General features: G+C 63.9%; 17 protein-coding genes. 2 read left to right on the top strand and 15 right to left on the bottom strand.

Annotation, left to right across the window (positions count from 1 at the left end; all coding sequences use genetic code 11):
- Nucleotides 1-2: 2 nt before the first annotated feature.
- The 13 genes from WBF69_RS01490 to metE form a co-directional block, all read right to left on the bottom strand.
- Nucleotides 3-1304, bottom strand: coding sequence for a hypothetical protein (locus WBF69_RS01490; protein ID WP_424260491.1), 1302 nt, complete (start codon nt 1302-1304; stop codon nt 3-5).
- A gap of 3 nt (nt 1305-1307) precedes the next feature.
- Entirely contained in the window at nt 1308-1538 is a 231-nt protein-coding gene (locus WBF69_RS01485; RefSeq protein WP_424260865.1) for a hypothetical protein, read from the bottom strand.
- Nucleotides 1539-1828: 290 nt separating this feature from the next.
- Nucleotides 1829-2527 (bottom strand): fumarylacetoacetate hydrolase family protein, encoded by a 699-nt coding sequence (locus WBF69_RS01480; RefSeq protein ID WP_424260489.1) that lies wholly within the window; start codon nt 2525-2527, stop codon nt 1829-1831.
- 60 nt (nt 2528-2587) lie between these two features.
- A complete protein-coding gene (gene ppa, locus WBF69_RS01475) occupies nt 2588-3121 on the bottom strand; it encodes an inorganic diphosphatase (RefSeq protein ID WP_424260487.1) in 534 nt (177 codons plus the stop codon).
- A 34-nt stretch (nt 3122-3155) separates the two neighbouring features.
- A complete protein-coding gene (locus WBF69_RS01470; protein WP_424260486.1) occupies nt 3156-4631 on the bottom strand; it encodes a heme biosynthesis HemY N-terminal domain-containing protein in 1476 nt (491 codons plus the stop codon).
- 12 nt (nt 4632-4643) lie between these two features.
- Nucleotides 4644-5897, bottom strand: coding sequence for a uroporphyrinogen-III C-methyltransferase (locus tag WBF69_RS01465; protein WP_424260484.1), 1254 nt, complete (start codon nt 5895-5897; stop codon nt 4644-4646).
- Nucleotides 5898-5914: 17 nt separating this feature from the next.
- Nucleotides 5915-6688 (bottom strand): uroporphyrinogen-III synthase, encoded by a 774-nt coding sequence (locus WBF69_RS01460; RefSeq protein WP_424260482.1) that lies wholly within the window; start codon nt 6686-6688, stop codon nt 5915-5917.
- Between the two features lie 4 nt (nt 6689-6692).
- A complete protein-coding gene (gene hemC, locus WBF69_RS01455) occupies nt 6693-7628 on the bottom strand; it encodes a hydroxymethylbilane synthase (protein WP_424260480.1) in 936 nt (311 codons plus the stop codon).
- Between the two features lie 91 nt (nt 7629-7719).
- Nucleotides 7720-8439 (bottom strand): TerC family protein, encoded by a 720-nt coding sequence (locus WBF69_RS01450; RefSeq protein ID WP_424260863.1) that lies wholly within the window; start codon nt 8437-8439, stop codon nt 7720-7722.
- A gap of 139 nt (nt 8440-8578) precedes the next feature.
- On the bottom strand, nt 8579-9460 hold the full coding sequence (gene sucD / locus WBF69_RS01445) for a succinate--CoA ligase subunit alpha (RefSeq protein ID WP_424260478.1): 882 nt from the start codon (nt 9458-9460) through the stop codon (nt 8579-8581).
- Between the two features lie 19 nt (nt 9461-9479).
- The gene (sucC, locus tag WBF69_RS01440) at nt 9480-10640 is read right to left on the bottom strand and encodes an ADP-forming succinate--CoA ligase subunit beta (protein ID WP_424260476.1); all 1161 of its coding nucleotides are present in this window, start codon (nt 10638-10640) and stop codon (nt 9480-9482) included.
- Nucleotides 10641-10719: 79 nt separating this feature from the next.
- A complete protein-coding gene (locus tag WBF69_RS01435) occupies nt 10720-11280 on the bottom strand; it encodes a DUF2889 domain-containing protein (RefSeq protein WP_424260474.1) in 561 nt (186 codons plus the stop codon).
- Nucleotides 11281-11370: 90 nt separating this feature from the next.
- Nucleotides 11371-13671 carry a 5-methyltetrahydropteroyltriglutamate--homocysteine S-methyltransferase gene (gene metE / locus WBF69_RS01430; RefSeq protein WP_424260472.1) on the bottom strand — a complete coding sequence of 767 codons (2301 nt, stop codon included), beginning with the start codon at nt 13669-13671 and terminating at the stop codon, nt 11371-11373.
- Nucleotides 13672-13774: 103 nt separating this feature from the next.
- Here metE and WBF69_RS01425 point away from each other — a divergent pair, with 103 nt between their 5' ends.
- Nucleotides 13775-14689, top strand: coding sequence for a LysR substrate-binding domain-containing protein (locus tag WBF69_RS01425; RefSeq protein ID WP_424260470.1), 915 nt, complete (start codon nt 13775-13777; stop codon nt 14687-14689).
- A 4-nt stretch (nt 14690-14693) separates the two neighbouring features.
- Here WBF69_RS01425 and recX read toward each other — a convergent pair whose 3' ends face one another.
- On the bottom strand, nt 14694-15209 hold the full coding sequence (gene recX, locus WBF69_RS01420) for a recombination regulator RecX (RefSeq protein ID WP_424260468.1): 516 nt from the start codon (nt 15207-15209) through the stop codon (nt 14694-14696).
- Nucleotides 15199-16266, bottom strand: a complete 1068-nt coding sequence (gene recA / locus WBF69_RS01415; RefSeq protein WP_424260466.1) for a recombinase RecA — start codon at nt 16264-16266, stop codon at nt 15199-15201. The genes recX and recA overlap by 11 nt, the downstream gene beginning before the upstream one ends.
- A gap of 239 nt (nt 16267-16505) precedes the next feature.
- On the opposite strand from recA, the gene WBF69_RS01410 reads away from it, so the two are divergent.
- Nucleotides 16506-17207 (top strand): response regulator, encoded by a 702-nt coding sequence (locus WBF69_RS01410; RefSeq protein ID WP_424260464.1) that lies wholly within the window; start codon nt 16506-16508, stop codon nt 17205-17207.
- Nucleotides 17208-17211: the final 4 nt, after the last annotated feature.

Below are 17211 nucleotides of genomic sequence, written 5' to 3'. Positions count from 1 at the left end.
TCTCAGTCTCCGGGGAGCAGCAGCAGCGGCGCCGCCAGCCGCGCCTGCCAATAGGGCTGAAACAGATGAGCGGATTCGTTCCTGCCATCCGTCCGGCGATCGGGGCGCGAAAACAGGGTTTCCGCCGCGCTGCGGGCATGGACCGGCCCCTGTGCCGGATCATCCAATGTCAGGCGCACCACAAACCCCGCCGCCGCCTGCTGCCCCTTGCCAGGCACGACGTCCAGATAGCCCGCCAGCCCGCGCGAGGGCCAGGCCTGGCGGCTTTGCATGGCATAGGAATTTGCCAAGGGATTGGCCTGGCCGCCCAGCAGATCCCATTGCGTCGCGGCCTGCACCCAGCGCCAGAAGTCCTGTTCGGAGAAATCCTGCGGCGCATCCTGCGCATGATCCGCGCCGATGGCCTGCCCCGGCTGCGCCGGCATCCAGGCCCAGCCCATGGCATATTCGCGGTAATAGCAGCCAATCCAGCGATTGGAGCGCACGGCATGAAAAGATTGCGTATCCCCGGACTGCCATCGCCCGGACGCATCCAGCGCCGTGTCGCCTCGGCGGCGCAGTTCGTGCCGCAGCCCAGGGCAGCGTGGATCGACCGACCAGGCGTTCTGCGCCGTGGCGTGACGCGGCCCCAAAAAAGCGTACAGGCCCGCCATGTCCCGCAGCAGCTGAAACAAAGCGGCATCCGCTGGCCGCGCGCGCAACAGGCCCGGCCACGCGTCATCCGACACGACGGGCAGCAGCGCCTGGGCAGGCCGATCGGGATAATGAGCCGCCAACACGGCGCGTATGGCGTCCAGGCGCGCCTGTGGCAGCCCCCGCACCAAGGCGCGAGACAGATCCTGCGCGTAGTCGTGGACAAAGGATTCATGCGCGGCAAAGGCCCGCCCCAACGATTCGCCTGCCTGGGCCTGAACATCCATCCCAACAGCAGAGGCCGCCGACAGATAGGCCCGCCCCTGGTCCGCACCGAACAACATACCGATCAGATGCGCGGGGGGATTGCCCTGACCCAAACGCTGCGCCTGTGTCCCGCCATAATGCGCCCACGAACCCAGTGTCAACAGATGCGCCATCGCCAACTGGTGAGCCAGCTGCGCGCGATTCAGATAGGACAGGAAGTTCAGCGTGCGGGCCTGAACCAGGGCCCCGCTATACGCAGCGGCGTCCAGACCATGCACCATCCTGGCCTTGGCGGCCACGACCTGGCCGGTGGAAAAATATCGGACCCAGGCCAGGCCCAGCACCGCCACCAGCAGCATGCCCAGCACCAGCATCTGCCCTTTCTGGGCATGAGGGGTAGCCATGTGCTATTGCCCCGCCGCTGCGTTGCCGGTAAAGGATTTCAGGCTTTTAGCGGCAGCCTGGGACGCCGCTGATTCGGCTGCGGACTGCGCCATGCGGGATTGTTCGCTGCCGTCCTCGCCAGCGATTTCCCGCGCCATGGCCGCCGTCTGGGCGCGGATGACCTGGCCGAACAACTGATAAACGGCGATGGCCGCCACGGCCACCAGCGCGACCACCACGACATACTCGACCATGGCTTGCCCCCGCTGACGGACATGGGCTGCCAATCGACTGCGCGGCCTGACAAAAGGACGGCGGCAGGCGGGGAATCCGGGGAAGAATGGCGCAGGCGCGCTCAAGCGCCTGAATAAAGACAGGAAGCGATGACGGCAGGCGGACATGGCGGACTCCGGCAAAACAAGACAGGAACCCAGTGTGCCCCGCCCCGGCCTGCCCGCCTATTCGCACTTCCCGACTAGGACAAAAGCCGTCCGGTATCCAAAAAAGCCTTGGACGCCGGACGGCTCTTGTGCCTGCTGATGCCTTAGCCGATACGCACCTGCAAAGCGCCCAGGCCGTCAATCTCGCCGCGCAGCCGGTCGCCGACCACCACGGCGCCAACGCCCGCCGGTGTACCGGTAAAGATCAGATCGCCTGCCTTCAGTTCAAACAGGGTGGACAGATAGGCGATGGCTTCGGGCACGGACCAGATCATGTCGGACAGGTCGCCGGACTGGCGCGGCTGGCCGTTGATGGTCAAGCTGATCGCCCCCGATGTCTTCGACCCTGTCGAGGACACCGGATGCACGGGTCCCAGCACCGCGCTGTGGTCAAAACCTTTGGCGGTATCCCAAGGGCGACCGGCCTTTTTGGCCTCGGCCTGCAGATCGCGACGCGTCATATCCAGACCGATGGCATAGCCCCAGATCGCGCTGGCGGCCTGATCGACGGTCAGATCACGCCCCCCGCTACCCAGAGCGGCCACGAGTTCAATCTCGTGGTGCAGATCGCTGGTCGCGGGCGGATAAGGCAGGACGCCTTCGGCGCCGTCAGCTACGTTCAGCACGACATCGGCGGGTTTGCCGAAGAAAAAAGGCGGCGTGCGGCCCGTGTCACCCATTTCGCGGGCATGCTCAGCGTAGTTGCGACCGACGCAGTAAATGCGGCGCACCGGAAAGCGCGCCTGTGTCCCCTGCACCGCCAGAGATGCCGGGGTCGGGCGGGGAATGACGGTGTCTTCCATCAGAACTCCTTCAGTAAAAGGCCCGACTCAAGGCCGGGCCGGGGTAAGGCATCAAAACGATTACTTGCCCTGCTCGTAACGCTCGGCGGAAGCGCGGATTTCCTGTTTGGCGGCGTCCAGCCCGGACCAGCCCTGGACCTTGACCCATTTGCCCTTTTCCAGGTCTTTGTAGTGCTCGAAGAAATGCTGGATGCGCTGCAGTTCTTCGGCAGGCAGATCCGCCGTGGAGTCGATGTGGCGATACGGGGGGTAGAGCTTATCCACCGGACGGGCCAGCAGCTTGGCGTCCTTGCCGGCTTCGTCTTCCATGTTCATCACGCCCAGCGCGCGGCAGCGGATCACCGCCCCCACCTGGATGGGAAACGGCGCGATCACCAGCACGTCCACGGGATCGCCGTCTTCGGACAGGGTCTGCGGAATATAGCCGTAATTGCAGGGGTAATGCATGGCCGTCAACATGAAACGGTCGACGAACACGGCGCCGCTGGCCTTATCGACTTCGTATTTGACGGGATCCGCATTCATGGGGATTTCAATGACGACATTGAATTCTTCGGGCAGCTTGTCGCCGGCCGGCACACGATCTAGGCTCATGAAGTTCCTTGGTTTGTCAGTCTATAAAACAAAACTATTTTTGTCCGCTGCGATCAGAGGTCAGAGACATATCGACGCCCGGCAGAGGCGCGGTGTCGAAATAATCGTCTTCGGCGGCGGATGGCGGCGGGCGTTGCGCGGGCGCAGGCGTGACGGGCGGCGGCACGATTTCCAGCGATTCCTCGTTGCTGTCCTGCAGATACGCCGCGCTGGCCGCTATCGGCATGATGGGCGCAGCGACCACCGCGCCCGCGGGGCTACGCAAAAATTGCGGATCCGCGCGGGTATCGGCAGCCGGCAAGGGGCGATGGATCAACGGCAGTTCCGTGTCGGCGGCCTCGCAGGCCCGCCGCCAGTGCTGCAGCGCCCGATCGGGATGCCCCAGCGCATCATGCAAATTGCCCAACAGCGCATGGATATGGATATCGGCCCGCAGCGCCAGACTGCGTTCCAGATAATGTTCGCCCTGCCCCCATAGCTGCGCCGCCAGGCACAGCTGGCCCAGCGCTGCCAGCAGACCGGGATGATCCGGATGGGACTTGAGCCAGAGTTCGGCATGGCCCAGCCGCTGACGGGCTTGTTCCGCATCACACTGCGCATAGGCCCGCAGCAAGCGGTCGTCCAGCTGACGATTCAAGGCCGCCCCGAGGATGCGGGCCGCTTCAGCGGGGTGGCCCAGGCGTTCCTGCGCCCGCGCCCCGGCCAGCGCCACCAAGGGCGTCAGGCGCTCATCGGCGCTGAGATCCCCCCAGAGCGCATTCCAGCCGGACGCGTCGACGGATTCCAGCCGCTGCGCGGCGGATTCACAGATGAACAGCCGCGCCTGAGTCTCGTCGATGGCGCTACGCCGCAGCAGCAGCCGCGTCAGGGCATAGACGCGATCCGCATGTCCCAGCTGGCGATGCGCCCGCAGCAACAGGCGGGTCGCATGCAAAAAGCGAGAGGACGCATCCTGCAAGGGTTCCAGCAGATCCAGGGCATCCTGGGCGCGGTTCTGATCCAGCCACATTTCCGCCGTGACCGTATCGACGGCTTGCCGCAGGCGGCTGTCCTGCCCGGCACCGTCCTGAGCCAACTGCAGGGTCTGGTCGCGGCGCGCGTACTCGCCCAGCAAATGCAAAGCCCGCGCGGCGCTGAGTCCGGCCAGGACCTTGCGGTCCGCCGAGCGGGTGCGCGACAGCAAGCTGGACAGATCTTTTTCCGCTTGCACGTAGCGGCCTTCGAGAATATTGATCCAGCCGCTTTCCAGCAGGACGATGTCTCGGCGCTGGGCGCGGCGACCGCGCCAGGCTCGCAAACGGTCGGGACTGTTGCCCATCCAGTGCAGCAGGCGCAGCAGCCAATGCAGCGCGATGAATGCCACCAAGGCCAAGACCAGCGCCAACGGCAAGGACATTTCCAGCCGCCAGGGCTGCGCCACGATAATGACATTGCCGCTGTGGTCGTTGACCATCAGGGCCAGCGTCACGGCGACGGCCAGCAGAATCAGGGTCCAGATCCAGGATCGCATCACGTCCCCCTATCAGACCGCGCCGGCGCCAGCGGGCGTCTGCACAGCCGGGGCGCTGTCGTCCTGGATGGGCGCATCCGGATCGTCGGACGCATTGTCGTCCTGTGCGGCCTCGGCATCCCGCGCGGCGGCGATGGCGGCCAGGCTATTGCTCATCGACGGCAGGCTTGCCTCGATCGGCGTGTCGTGCAGGGTCCGGGCCAGCGTCAGGGCCTGGCGCGAGGCTTCGGCGCGCATGTCGTAACGCTGATCGATCGCCCGAGCAACCCGGTCGAGTTCAGACTTCCAGATGCGGGACTGGTGCATCATGAGCGCCAGTTGCGCGGTGATGGTGCGCTGCTTCAGACCCTCGCGAAACCGCTGCGCCTGATCCGGCGACAACAGCAAGGCAGCGGAATCACCCACCCGACGAATATCGAACAAGCTGCGTAAATCCTGCGTCACCTGCGCCGCCGCGTCCTGCGTCCAGTGCCAGCTATCTTGCAGGACACCCTGCCATCCCGTGGCAGCCGGGGTTTGAGACGTCCCCTGGTCCGCCACGGCTGACGGCGCCACGGCGGCAGCGGGCGCGGCGGTGATGGCTGGATCCGCCGCGGTGGCGGCGTCCGGCACCAGCAGCGGCGCCGTGCTGATCAGGTCGGATAACTGATCCAGCTGCGCCGACAAAGCCGGCAGATTGACCGTGGCCACGGCCCGCAGACGATCCAGGTCGCCATTGACGGACTGCTGCAAGGCGGCCAGATTGGGACGGTTGGCCCGCGCCAGCTGCGCCTGGGCGGCTTCCAGGGAAATGATCGCATTGGCAACATTGCCCCCTAGGGACAACTGCTGCTGGGCGATGGTGACCAGTTGGTCAATGTCATTGATCAGCAGCAGGTCGGATCCGCTGTCGGTCATCAGTTGCAGGGCCTGATCCAGTTCCTGCAATTGGCTGCTGGTGGATTCCAGCGCGCCCCGCAGTTCTTCGACCTGAGCAGTCTGCTGGCGCGCCAGCGACAGGGCCTGAGCGGCCTGGGTGCGAGCATCCTGAATCGCCTGCGCATTGTCGTCATGCTGGCGCTGGAAATCGCCCTTCAGGGCCAGATATTGGCGGTTTTGTTCGTATAGCGCCGCTGCCAGCACCAAGGCCATCAAAACGAATATGACCAACAGCACGCGCCCTATGCCGCTTGAACGCCGGGGTGAGGCCTGCGCCCTGGTCGGGACCGATGCGGGCGCGGCGGAATCGGGGGAAGAGGAAGGCGTGCTGTGATCGGATTCGCTCATGACGGCGTTCAGGTCCTTCAGGAAAGCTGTCGGGATGCTGCCACTATAGCCTGAAACAAAGCAGCCCCATCGGGACCGCTCATCGTGATGTGCAACATTCCGTCAGGCCGGTCAGCGTAGAGATATTGTAAACGCCGCGCGATGCGTTCGTGCAGCGTGACGACATGCAGGACTGGCGGCCAGTCCAGATGGCAGGCCCGTAAACTGGCCTCGATGGCCGACAGCGCTTCCAGGCTGGTCACCAGCAATACCAGGGGCGTCGGGGATGCCAGCCGGGCGCAAACAACGGCATCCCATTCGCAGGGATCCCGCTGATACAAGGCATGGCAGCTTACCTGCCAGCCCAGTTGCCGCAAGCCGTCCGCCAGCCAGTCTCGCCCCCGAGTAGCGCGCAGGATGTGCGCCTGCCCGGCAGGCAATGCCTGCGCCTGGATCACGGCCAGCAAGGATTCGGAATCCGGCGGCGCGCCATCCGCAGGCGCCAGGATCTGGGCTGGCGGCACATGGGTCCGCAAGGCCTGGGCCGTGGCGCTACCCACCGCCCCCGCCCAGGCGCCCACTGGCCAAGGGGCGCACTGCTGCGAAAAATAGGCGGCCACCGCCTGACCGCTGACAAAAACCAGCAAATCGCCGGCGCTGGGCAAGGGACGCGGGGTATCCAGCCAGTGGATCGCCAACGCCGGGGCTTCGAGGACCGCCAAGCCGGCTTGGCGCAAGGCCTGCGCCAAGGATTCGTTGCGCCCTTGTGGACGCGTCAGCAGCACCTGAGCGGCGGATGGCTGGCCCTGCACGTCATCAGACCGACAGGCGGGCCAGGATGACGTCGGCGCCCTGGCCGAGCAGATCCTGCGCCACTGCGGCCCCCAGCGCTTCCGCCTGATCGGCAGCGCCGTGCGCCTGGGCCCGCAGCACCCGGCTGCCATCGGGTTCGCCGACCAGCGCCCGCAACCACAGGCCATCTGCCTGCGCCACGGCGTAAGCGGCCAGCGGCACCTGGCAGGACCCCCCCAGCGCGCGCGAGACTGCGCGTTCCGCCAGCGCGCAAGCCGTCGTCTGGGCGCTGACCAGAGGCGCCAGCCAGGCGGCCATGTCGGCGCGCGCCGCCAAGGTCTCGATGCCCAAAGCGCCCTGCCCTGCAGCCGGCAAACTGAGTTCCACCGGCAGCACGGCCCGGATTCGGTCGCCCAGCCCCAGGCGCTGCAGGCCGGCGGCAGCCAGCACAATGGCGGAATAGTCGCCCCGGTCCAGCTTGGACAACCGTGTATCCAGATTGCCGCGCAAGGGCTTGATGACCAGGCCGGGATAGCGCGTGCGCAACTGCGCTTCGCGCCGCAGACTGGATGTGCCCACGACGGCGCCCGCAGGCAGATCATCCAGGCTGGATGCCGTATTGGACACCAGCGCATCGCAGGGATCGGCGCGATCCAGGATCGCCGCCAGGGTGAACGGATCGTGCAGGTCAACCGGCACATCCTTCAGGGAATGCACGGCCAGATCGGCGCGCCCATCCAGCAAAGCGGTTTCCAGTTCTTTGACGAACAAGCCCTTGCCGCCGACCTTGGACAGGGTGCGATCCAGGATCTGGTCGCCGCGCGTGGTCATTTCCAGCAGCTCTACCCGGCAATCGGGATACAGCTGCCGCAAGCGGTCCCGTACATGATGGGCCTGCCATAGGGCCAGGCGGCTGGCCCGGGTGGCGATCACGAGTTTTTCTGGCGTAGCGAAAGACATTACAGCGTTATCCTGGAAAGCAGCAAACGGGCAAGCAAGCCGATGACAGCCAGAGCCATCAGGGCTTGCAATAAAGAGGGGCGTTTCAATTTCATGAAGCAACCTTGTTTTTCACCTGCGCCGCACGGTGGCGGGCCAGCCAAAGACCGGTTCCGATCACCAACAAGGCGCCGGCGATTTCCGCGATCAAACGCAGCGACGCGCCATCCACCGACGCCAGCCAGGGAGCCAGCGCAATATCCGTGACCAGCATACCGCCGGCGATCCAGCCCAACAGGCCGGCGCCAAACGTAACCAGCATCGGGAAACGGTCCAGCAGTTTAAGCACCAGCGTACTGCCCCACACGATGATGGGAACGCTGAGCAGCAGGCCGAAACCCACATACAGGATCTGGTGATCGGCAATGGTGTTCTGAGCGGCAGCAGCGATCGCCACGACATTATCCAGGCTCATGACGAAATCCGCCACGATAATGGTGCGCACCGCCGCCCAGACAGACTGGGCGCCGCCGACCTGCTCATAGGCATCATCGTCGGACTGCATGAGTTTGACGCCGATCCACAGCAGCAGGACCGCCCCTGCGATCTTCAGATACGGCACCGTCAACAGGGCCAGGGCAAAAGCGATCAGGATGACCCGCAGGGCGATGGCGCCCGCCGTTCCCCACAGAATGCCCTGCAATCGCCGACGAGGATCCAGCTTGCGGCACGCCAAGGCGATGACGACGGCGTTGTCGCCCCCCAGCAAGATATCGATCAGGACGATCTGCAGCACCGCCCCCCAATGCAATTGCTCCAGCCAAGTCAGCAGCATGTGTCAATTCCTGTTTGTCTTTATCCTCGCGGGCAGACGGCCCCTGTGCCGGGGTGGAGTGCTCGTGAAAAAGGCCCGCCGGGCGGGCCTTTCCTGGTACGGGGCGAGCATTCCCGCCCCGTCAATACACAATCAATTACAGCACGGTTTTGAGCAGTTTGCCCATTTCCGAAGGATTGCGCGTCGTGCGGATGCCGCAGGCTTCCATGACTTCCAGCTTGGCATCGGCCGTGTCGGCGCCGCCCGAAATCAGGGCGCCGGCGTGACCCATGCGCTTGCCGGCAGGGGCCGTGACGCCCGCGATGAAACCGACCACGGGCTTTTTCATGTTGTCCTTGGCCCACTGCGCGGCATTGACCTCGTCGGGGCCGCCGATTTCACCGATCATGATGACCGCGTCCGTGTCCGGATCGTCATTGAACATCTTCAGCACGTCGATGTGCTTCAGACCGTTGATCGGGTCGCCGCCGATCCCCACGGCGCTGGATTGGCCCAGGCCCAGTTCCGTGACTTGCGCCACGGCTTCGTAGGTCAGCGTGCCCGAGCGGCTGACGATGCCGATGCGGCCCTTGCGATGGATGTGGCCCGGCATGATGCCGATCTTGATTTCATCCGGCGTGATCAGGCCGGGGCAGTTGGGGCCCAACAGCAAGGTCTTGCGGTTTTCGGCGCGCATGCGGTTGCGCACTTCCAGCATGTCGCGCACGGGAATGCCTTCGGTGATGCAGATGGCCAGATCCAGGTCGGCCTCGACGGCTTCCCAGATGGCGGCGGCAGCGCCCGCAGGCGGCACGTAGATGACGGACACGGTCGCGCCCGTGGCTTGCTTGGCGTCTTTCACGGAGGCGTAGATGGGGATGCCTTCGAAGTCCTGGCCGGCCTTTTTCGGATGCACCCCGGCAACGAACGCCGCCTGGCCGTTGGCGTATTCACGGCACATGCGGGTATGGAACTGACCGGTCTTGCCGGTGATTCCCTGGGTGATGACCTTGGTGTCCTTGTTGATCAGAATCGACATGTTCTATTCCCTGTAATGCTTATTTCACAGCGGCGACGGCAGCGGTCGCGGCTTCGGCCATGGTGTCAGCGCTGATGATGGGCAGGCCCGAGGCCGCCAGCATCTGCTTGCCCTGTTCTTCGTTGGTGCCGCGCATGCGGACCACCAGCGGCACGCTGAGGTTGACCGCCTTGCAGGCTGCAATCACGCCTTCCGCGATCACGTCGCAGCGCATGATGCCACCGAAGATATTGACCAGAATGGCCTTGACGCCGTCGTTCTTCAGCATGATCTTGAAGGCTTCGGTGACCTTTTCCGCCGTGGCGCCACCGCCCACGTCCAGGAAGTTGGCCGGCTCGCCGCCGAACAGCTTGATCGTGTCCATGGTGGCCATCGCCAGACCGGCGCCATTGACCAGGCAACCGATGTTGCCGTCCAGCTGAATGTAGGCCAGATCGTATTTGCTGGCTTCGACTTCGGCGGGGTCTTCTTCGGCCAGGTCGCGGTATTCAAGAATGTCAGGATGACGGAACAGCGCGTTGGAATCGAAGTTGAACTTCGCGTCCAGAGCGATGACGTTGCCCTTGCTGTCGCGGTTCAGGGGATTGATTTCCACCAGCGCGGCATCGGTCTCCATGTAGCAGGTATAGACCTTCTGGCAGATGTCGATGAACTGAGCGACGGAGTCCGCCGGCATGCCCACGCCCTTGGCCAGTTTGTCGCCATCGGCCTGGGTGAAACCCTGCAGCGGATCGATCATCACGGTGATGATTTTTTCCGGGGTGGAATGCGCGACTTCCTCGATGTCCATGCCGCCTTCGCTGGAGGCAATGAACGCCACTTTCTGCGTGGCACGGTCGGTCACGGCGGACAGGTAGTATTCCTGCTGGATGTCGGCGCCGTCTTCGATGTACAGGCGACGTACTTTCTGGCCTTCGGGGCCGGTCTGGTGCGTGACCAGCTGCATGCCCAGGATCTGGCCGGCCAGGGTCTTGACCTCGTCCAGCGATTTGGCGACTTTGACGCCGCCGCCTTTTCCACGACCACCGGCATGAATCTGCGCTTTGACGACCCAGACGGGTCCGCCCAGCTTTTCGGCTGCAGTCACGGCTTCTTCGACCGAAAACGCGGGGATGCCACGCGGGACAGTCACGCCAAACTTCTTCAGCAATTCCTTGCCTTGATATTCGTGAATTTTCATGAGTTACCTGTCAGTAAAGAAAAAAAGAAAACCACTAGCGGACCGTTTCGGGCCGCCAGCCTGGGCTAGGCCCGGAAGTCTAGCTTTCATGTCGCTCTGCCGGGGAAACATACCAGGGTGCATAGTGTTTCTGCACCGCCGGACCATCCACCCGAAGCGCGTGGCAGCCGTCCAGCTGAAAGGGGCGCTGGCCGTCCGGGTTCTGCCGCCGCTGGCCGGCCATCGTCTGGACGGCAGCAGTCGGCAGGACATTGGTGAGTTCAGTGATATGCGTGCAGCCCGCCGTACGGCCAAAGCGTTCGCGCACCCGCTGACGAAATTGATGCAGCAGATTCAGGCCGACCAGATCGCCGTAGTCCGGCGCGATCGCGCTGCAAAATTCCCCATAGGGAGCAGCGTCGTAAGCAGCCTGGGCATCGGTGATGGTGAACTGCGCATCGATGGTGACGCGCAGATGCATGTGATGGATGGGGGCGCCTGCGGGATGCACTTGCCCGTCATGCAGGGGGAACTCGTAGGATTTCGTGTCTATGAGTTCGGCTTCCAGGTCCCATAGGCCGTCTTCCCGCGCATAGGATTGGACGCGAATGGATCGCGTATGCAAAGGTTGACGGGGGCTCGTCGGCGGGGACAAGGGCATGGGAATGCAAAAGGCCAGAATCTATTTAATCTTTCGATTATACCGTGCATAAGCATTCTCTTATGAGCCCCCGTCCGACGAGCTCCGCAATCAGGCGGCCTGGCGCAAGGTCCTGGCTGCGTGCACCATGGATTCCAGGGCTGCCCGCGTTTCCGGCCAGGCGCGCGTTTTCAGGCCGCAATCGGGGTTGACCCACAAGCGCTCCGCCGGCAGACGCTGAGCCGCCTTGCGCATCAGATCCACCATCCAGTTTTCCTGGGGCACATTGGGCGAATGAATGTCATAGACCCCCGGGCCGATGTCGTTCGGATAAGCGAAGTCCTCGAAGGCGCCCAGCAGCTCCATATTCGAGCGCGAGGTTTCGATGGTGATCACGTCCGCATCCATCGCCGCGATCGCCTGGATGATGTCGTTGAATTCCGAATAGCACATGTGCGTATGGATCTGCGTGTCGTCGCGCACCCCGCTGGTGCTCAGACGGAAGCTATCCACCGCCCAGTCCAGATAGGCGGCCCAGTCGCCCCGGCGCAGCGGCAGGCCTTCCCGGAACGCCGGCTCGTCGATCTGGATGACGGTGATGCCGGCCTTTTCCAGATCCAGGACTTCGTCGCGCAGCGCCAGGGCGATCTGGCGGCAGGTCTGGTCGCGCGGCTGATCGTCGCGCACGAAAGACCATTGCAGAATCGTCACAGGGCCGGTCAGCATGCCCTTGACCGGCTTGTCGGTCAGGGATTGCGCATAAGACGACCACGCCACGGTCATGGGCGCCAGCCGGGCCACGTCGCCGAAAATCAGCGGCGGTTTGACGCAGCGCGAACCATAGCTCTGCACCCAGCCGTAGGCGGTAAAGGCAAAGCCGGCCAGCAGCTCGCCGAAATATTCCACCATATCGTTACGTTCGGGCTCGCCATGCACCAGCACGTCCAGGCCGACCTCTTCCTGAAAACGGATCACACGCTCGATTTCCGCACGTATCGCTTTTTCATAGGCGGCATCGCCCAGCGTGCTCGCGCGCCAGTCACGGCGCAGCGCGCGGATGTCGGGGGTCTGCGGAAAGGAACCGATGGTCGTGGTCGGAAAAGCCGGCAGCCCCAGGCGTTGCTGCTGGCTACGGATACGCAGAGCAAACGGCGTCCGGTTGCGGCTGATCGTGCCGCAATCCGCCAGCCGAGCGGCCACATCCGCCCGGTGAATGCGGCTTGATGCGGCGCGGTTGCGCAGCGCCTGACGGGCGGCGTCCAGCGCCTGTTGTTCGGCCGCGCCGGCGGTGCCGTCGACCAGGGCCTGCAGCAAGCGCAGCTCGTCCAGTTTCTGGATGGCAAACGACAGCCAGCTGCGCAGTTCAGCATCCAGGCCGGCTTCCAGAGACAGATCGATCGGCGTGTGCAGCAAGGAGCACGACGGCGCCAGCCACAGACGGTCTTTCAGGCGCGCGGCAGCCGCCTGGACCTGCGCATGGATCCGATCCAGGTCCGCGCGCCAGACATTGCGTCCATCGATGATTCCCAGCGACAGCACCTGCTCGCCTTGCACCCCAGCCAACACCGCATCCAGCTGGTCGGGCGCCCGCACCAGATCCACATGCAGGCCGTGCACGGGCAAGGACTGCACCACATCCAGCGCATCGCCGATGCCGCCAAAATAGGTGGCAAGCAGGATTTTCGGCCCCTGTACCGTCAGGCGAGCATACACATCGGCAAAGGCCTTTTTCCAGGCCGCCGGCAGATCCAGCACCAGAACCGGTTCGTCGATCTGTACCCAATCCACGCCCTGGGCGGCCAGACGCTGCAACACCTGTTCGTAGACCGGCAACAGCGCGGCCAGCAAGGCCAGCTTGCCCTCGTCGGCGGCGCCACCCTGCGCGAAAGCATCACCCTTGCCCAGCCACAGCCAGGTCAGCGGTCCCGGAATGACCGGGCGGGCGCGATGCCCCAGCGCCTGGGCCTCGGCCACCTGTTCAAACAGGGATTCGCGTGCAATCCGGTACGTCTGGCCGGGATGCAGTTCCGGCACGATGTAGTGATAGTTGGTATCGAACCATTTGGTCATTTCGCACGCCGCAGCGGGCGTACCCGACGGCGCACGGCCCCGCGCCATCCGAAACAGGGTATCCAGTTCGACCGGCGCGGACTCGTCCTGGCCAAAGCGGGCCGGCACCGCGCCCAGCAGCGTGCTCCATTCCAGAATCTGGTCATACCAGGCGAAATCCCCGACCGGCACCCACTGCAGCCCGGCTTGCGCCTGCACTGCCCAGTGGCGGGCCCGCAGCTCACGCCCGGTCGCCAGCAGGCTGTCCCGATCCGCCTTGCCGGCCCAATAGGCTTCCTGGGCCCGCTTCAATTCCCGATCGGCGCCAATGCGAGGAAAACCAAGATTATGAATGATTGTCATGTTGAATCCCTGATAACATTAATAAAATTCAATGAATGCCATTGTGCATGGGATGAAACAAAATAAAAAATCAAATCCTGCACGGATAACATGAGGAAAATTCATGATAGAAGTCAAACACCTGGAAACGCTGCTGGCGATCCGTGACGGCGGCAGTTTGCAGGAAGCCGCCGAGCGCCTGCACCTGACCCAGTCCGCGCTGTCACACCAGTTGCGCGATCTGGAAGTCCGCCTGAAAACCCCGTTGCTGAACCGCCGCACCCGACCGGCGCGCCTGACCACGGCGGGATTGCGCCTGGTGGCCTTGGCCGAAGACGTCCTGCCTCGCATTCGTGCCACTGAACTGGAACTGCGCCGTCTATCCGCCGGACGCGCCGGCAGGCTGCACGTCGCCATCGACTGTCATTCCTGCTTTCAATGGCTGATGCCCACGCTGGACACCTTTCGCAAGGACTGGCCGGACGTGTCTTTGGACTTGAGCGCGGCGTTTTCTTTCGCCCCCCTGCCCGCCCTGATCCGGGGAGATCTGGACGTGGTGATCACATCCGACCCGGACACCCTGGATGGGGTGCTCTATGCACCGCTATTCGCTTACGAACTGGTGCTGGCGGTGTCCAGCCAGGGGCCGCTGGGCACCGCGCGCAGAATCGAGGCCGAAGACCTGCGCGATCAGGTGCTGATCACCTATCCGGTGGATCGCAGTCGCCTGGATGTCTTTACGGCGCTGCTGGACCCCGCCGGCGTCGAACCCGCCGGGGTTCGCACGGCGGAACTGACCCCCATGATCGTGCAACTGGTCGCCAGCGGTCGCGGCGTGGCGGCCCTGCCCAACTGGGCGCTGGAGGAATACCGTTCATTGCCGGGCTTGCATATCTGCCGGCTGGACGATGGCATCTGGCGCACACTGCAGGCCGGTATCCGCGCAGAAGACGCGGATACCGCCTATGTGCAGGCGTTTCTGGAACAGGCCAAGCGCACGTGTTTCGAGACTTTGCCGGGCATCCGCCAGGCCGCCTGACGCGTCAGGCGGATTCATCCGCCGCCGGGCCGCCGTCGGCATCGGCAGAGTCCGGATCAAAAGCGCCATCGCGATCGGCCAACAGACGGCGGATGACGTCACCGCCAAACCCCCGCCCCGCTAAAAAACGGTACTGCCGAGCATAGTCGCGGGCATCCACGGGCGGCGCGGAAAATTTGCGCTGCCAGACAGCGCGGGCGCGTTCGGGTTCGGACGCGCGCAAGGTGTCCTGCAGATCCACCAGCTGTTCGTCTGCCACCCCCTGCTGACGCAAGGCGCCCAGAATGCGCTGTGCGCCCTGGCGATCCGCCGTGCGATGCACGTACGCCTGGGCATAGCGCTGATCGGACTGCCATCGGGTGCGCTGCAGATCATCCAGGACGGCTTCGATTTCAGCCGGGTCGTCGCAATAGGCGGACAGTTTGCGCTGTAATTCCAGGCGGGAATGTTCCCGCCTGGACAAATAGCCCACGGCCCGAGCTTTCAGGCTGAGACCAGGCCGGGAGGGCTTATTCTCCATCCGCCGCCGCAGGGACGGGCACACCCCCCGTCGGCGTGGCGCGCAGCACCACCCCCAGGTGTTCGCGCACCCGGTTTTCGATTTCAAAAGCCAGGGCCGGGCGTTCTTTGAGGTAGTCGCGGACGTTGTCCTTGCCCTGGCCGATGCGGTCGCCGTTATAGCTGTACCAGGCGCCAGCTTTATCGACGATGCCTGCCTGCACGCCCAGGTCGATGATTTCGCCTTCGCGAGAAATGCCGGCGCCATACATGATGTCGAATTCGACCTGCTTGAAGGGCGGCGCGACCTTGTTTTTGACGACCTTGACGCGGGTTTCATTCCCCACGATTTCATCGCCCTTTTTGATGGAGCCGATGCGGCGGATATCCAGGCGCACGGAAGAATAGAATTTCAGGGCGTTGCCGCCCGTGGTGGTTTCGGGGTTGCCGAACATGACGCCGATCTTCATGCGGATCTGGTTGATGAAGATCACCATGCAATTGGCGCGTTTGATGGTGGCGGTCAGTTTGCGCAGGGCCTGGCTCATGAGGCGGGCCTGCAGACCCGGCAGGGAATCGCCCATGTCGCCTTCGATTTCGGCTTTTGGCACCAAGGCGGCGACCGAGTCGATGACGATCAGGTCGACCGAGCCGGAACGCACCAGCGCATCGGTGATTTCCAGGGCCTGTTCGCCGGTGTCGGGCTGGGAAATGAGCAGGTCTTCGAGATTGATCCCCAGCCGCGACGCATACTGCACGTCGAGCGCGTGTTCGGCGTCGATGAAGGCGCAGGTGCCGCCGATTTTCTGCATTTCGGCGATGACCTGCAGCGTCAGCGTGGTCTTGCCGGACGATTCGGGGCCATAGATTTCAACCACCCGGCCACGCGGCAGGCCGCCGACACCCAGGGCGATATCCAGCCCCAGCGACCCAGTGGACACGACCTGGATGTCGTGTTCGATCTGATTGTCGCCGTAGCGCATGATGGAGCCTTTGCCGAATTGCTTTTCGATCTGCGACAGCGCGGCAGCCAGCGCCTTGGCGCGTTCGGGGTTGGCCTTGCCGGTGCGTTCGTCCATGGGGGGTTTCCTTTTACGGGATGCTGAAGATGAAATAGGGAAATTATGGCATTAATTATACTGTATAAAAACCCAGATATAGCAAGTCGATCCCATCCCGCCCCGGCAAGACCACCCGGCGCGCGGTCCATCCAGTCCATCGTTAACCCTAAATGACGGCCCGCCGCGCCCCATGCGACAATCCACGGCATCACTGGTGACTCGTCACCCGCCCCTGTTTCCCTAGATCCAATCCCGCCATGCGTATCCTGATTGCCGAGGACGACAGTATTCTCGCGGATGGGCTATCCCGGTCGCTGCGCTACGACGGCTATGCTGTAGACGTCGTCCATGACGGATCCAGCGCCGACTCCGCCCTGCAGCTGCAAACCTTCGACCTGCTGATTCTGGACCTGGGCCTGCCCCGCCTGAACGGCCTATCCGTGCTGCGCAAACTCCGCCAGCGGGGTACTCCCCTGCCCGTGCTGATCCTGACGGCTGCGGATTCCATCGAACAACGCGTCGAAGGCCTGGATCTGGGCGCGGACGACTACATGTCCAAGCCCTTCGCGCTCAGCGAACTCGAAGCCCGCGTCCGGGCGCTGATCCGCCGCCACGGCGCGGGGCGGGCATCGGTGCTGCGCCATGGCCGCCTGGCCTTCGACCTGAATGGCCGGATCGCCACCATCGACGATGCGCAGATCGAACTGTCCGCCCGCGAAACCAGCCTGCTGGAAATCTTCCTGTCGCGCAGCGGTCGCATGATCAGCAAACACCAGCTGGTGGATCTGCTGTGCGAATGGGGCGAAGAAGTCACCACGAATGCGATCGAGGTCTACATTCACCGCCTGCGCAAGAAAATCGAACCTGCGGACATCCACATTCTGACCGTGCGCGGCCTGGGATACTGCCTGGAACCGGAAAGCCGCAACCAAACGGCCGACACGGCGACCGCCGACTGACGAC

The organism is Castellaniella sp. (genome assembly GCF_049673105.1).
Lineage (GTDB): Bacteria > Pseudomonadota > Gammaproteobacteria > Burkholderiales > Burkholderiaceae_B > Castellaniella.
This window is presented reverse-complemented; position numbering and strand designations above follow the sequence as displayed.

Bases quoted from the DNA above. Each gene is read 5' to 3' on its own strand.
- WBF69_RS01425 (WP_424260470.1), top strand. From the start codon at position 13,775: ATGATAGAAGTCAAACACCTGGAAACGCTGCTGGCGATCCGTGACGGC.
- WBF69_RS01485 (WP_424260865.1), bottom strand. From the start codon at position 1,538: ATGGTCGAGTATGTCGTGGTGGTCGCGCTGGTGGCCGTGGCGGCCATC.
- metE (WP_424260472.1), bottom strand. From the start codon at position 13,671: ATGACAATCATTCATAATCTTGGTTTTCCTCGCATTGGCGCCGATCGG.
- WBF69_RS01480 (WP_424260489.1), bottom strand. From the start codon at position 2,527: ATGGAAGACACCGTCATTCCCCGCCCGACCCCGGCATCTCTGGCGGTG.
- recA (WP_424260466.1), bottom strand. From the start codon at position 16,266: ATGGACGAACGCACCGGCAAGGCCAACCCCGAACGCGCCAAGGCGCTG.
- recX (WP_424260468.1), bottom strand. From the start codon at position 15,209: ATGGAGAATAAGCCCTCCCGGCCTGGTCTCAGCCTGAAAGCTCGGGCC.
- WBF69_RS01490 (WP_424260491.1), bottom strand. From the start codon at position 1,304: ATGGCTACCCCTCATGCCCAGAAAGGGCAGATGCTGGTGCTGGGCATG.
- WBF69_RS01435 (WP_424260474.1), bottom strand. From the start codon at position 11,280: ATGCCCTTGTCCCCGCCGACGAGCCCCCGTCAACCTTTGCATACGCGA.
- sucD (WP_424260478.1), bottom strand. From the start codon at position 9,460: ATGTCGATTCTGATCAACAAGGACACCAAGGTCATCACCCAGGGAATC.
- WBF69_RS01465 (WP_424260484.1), bottom strand. From the start codon at position 5,897: ATGAGCGAATCCGATCACAGCACGCCTTCCTCTTCCCCCGATTCCGCC.
- WBF69_RS01470 (WP_424260486.1), bottom strand. From the start codon at position 4,631: ATGCGATCCTGGATCTGGACCCTGATTCTGCTGGCCGTCGCCGTGACG.
- hemC (WP_424260480.1), bottom strand. From the start codon at position 7,628: ATGTCTTTCGCTACGCCAGAAAAACTCGTGATCGCCACCCGGGCCAGC.
- WBF69_RS01410 (WP_424260464.1), top strand. From the start codon at position 16,506: ATGCGTATCCTGATTGCCGAGGACGACAGTATTCTCGCGGATGGGCTA.
- ppa (WP_424260487.1), bottom strand. From the start codon at position 3,121: ATGAGCCTAGATCGTGTGCCGGCCGGCGACAAGCTGCCCGAAGAATTC.
- sucC (WP_424260476.1), bottom strand. From the start codon at position 10,640: ATGAAAATTCACGAATATCAAGGCAAGGAATTGCTGAAGAAGTTTGGC.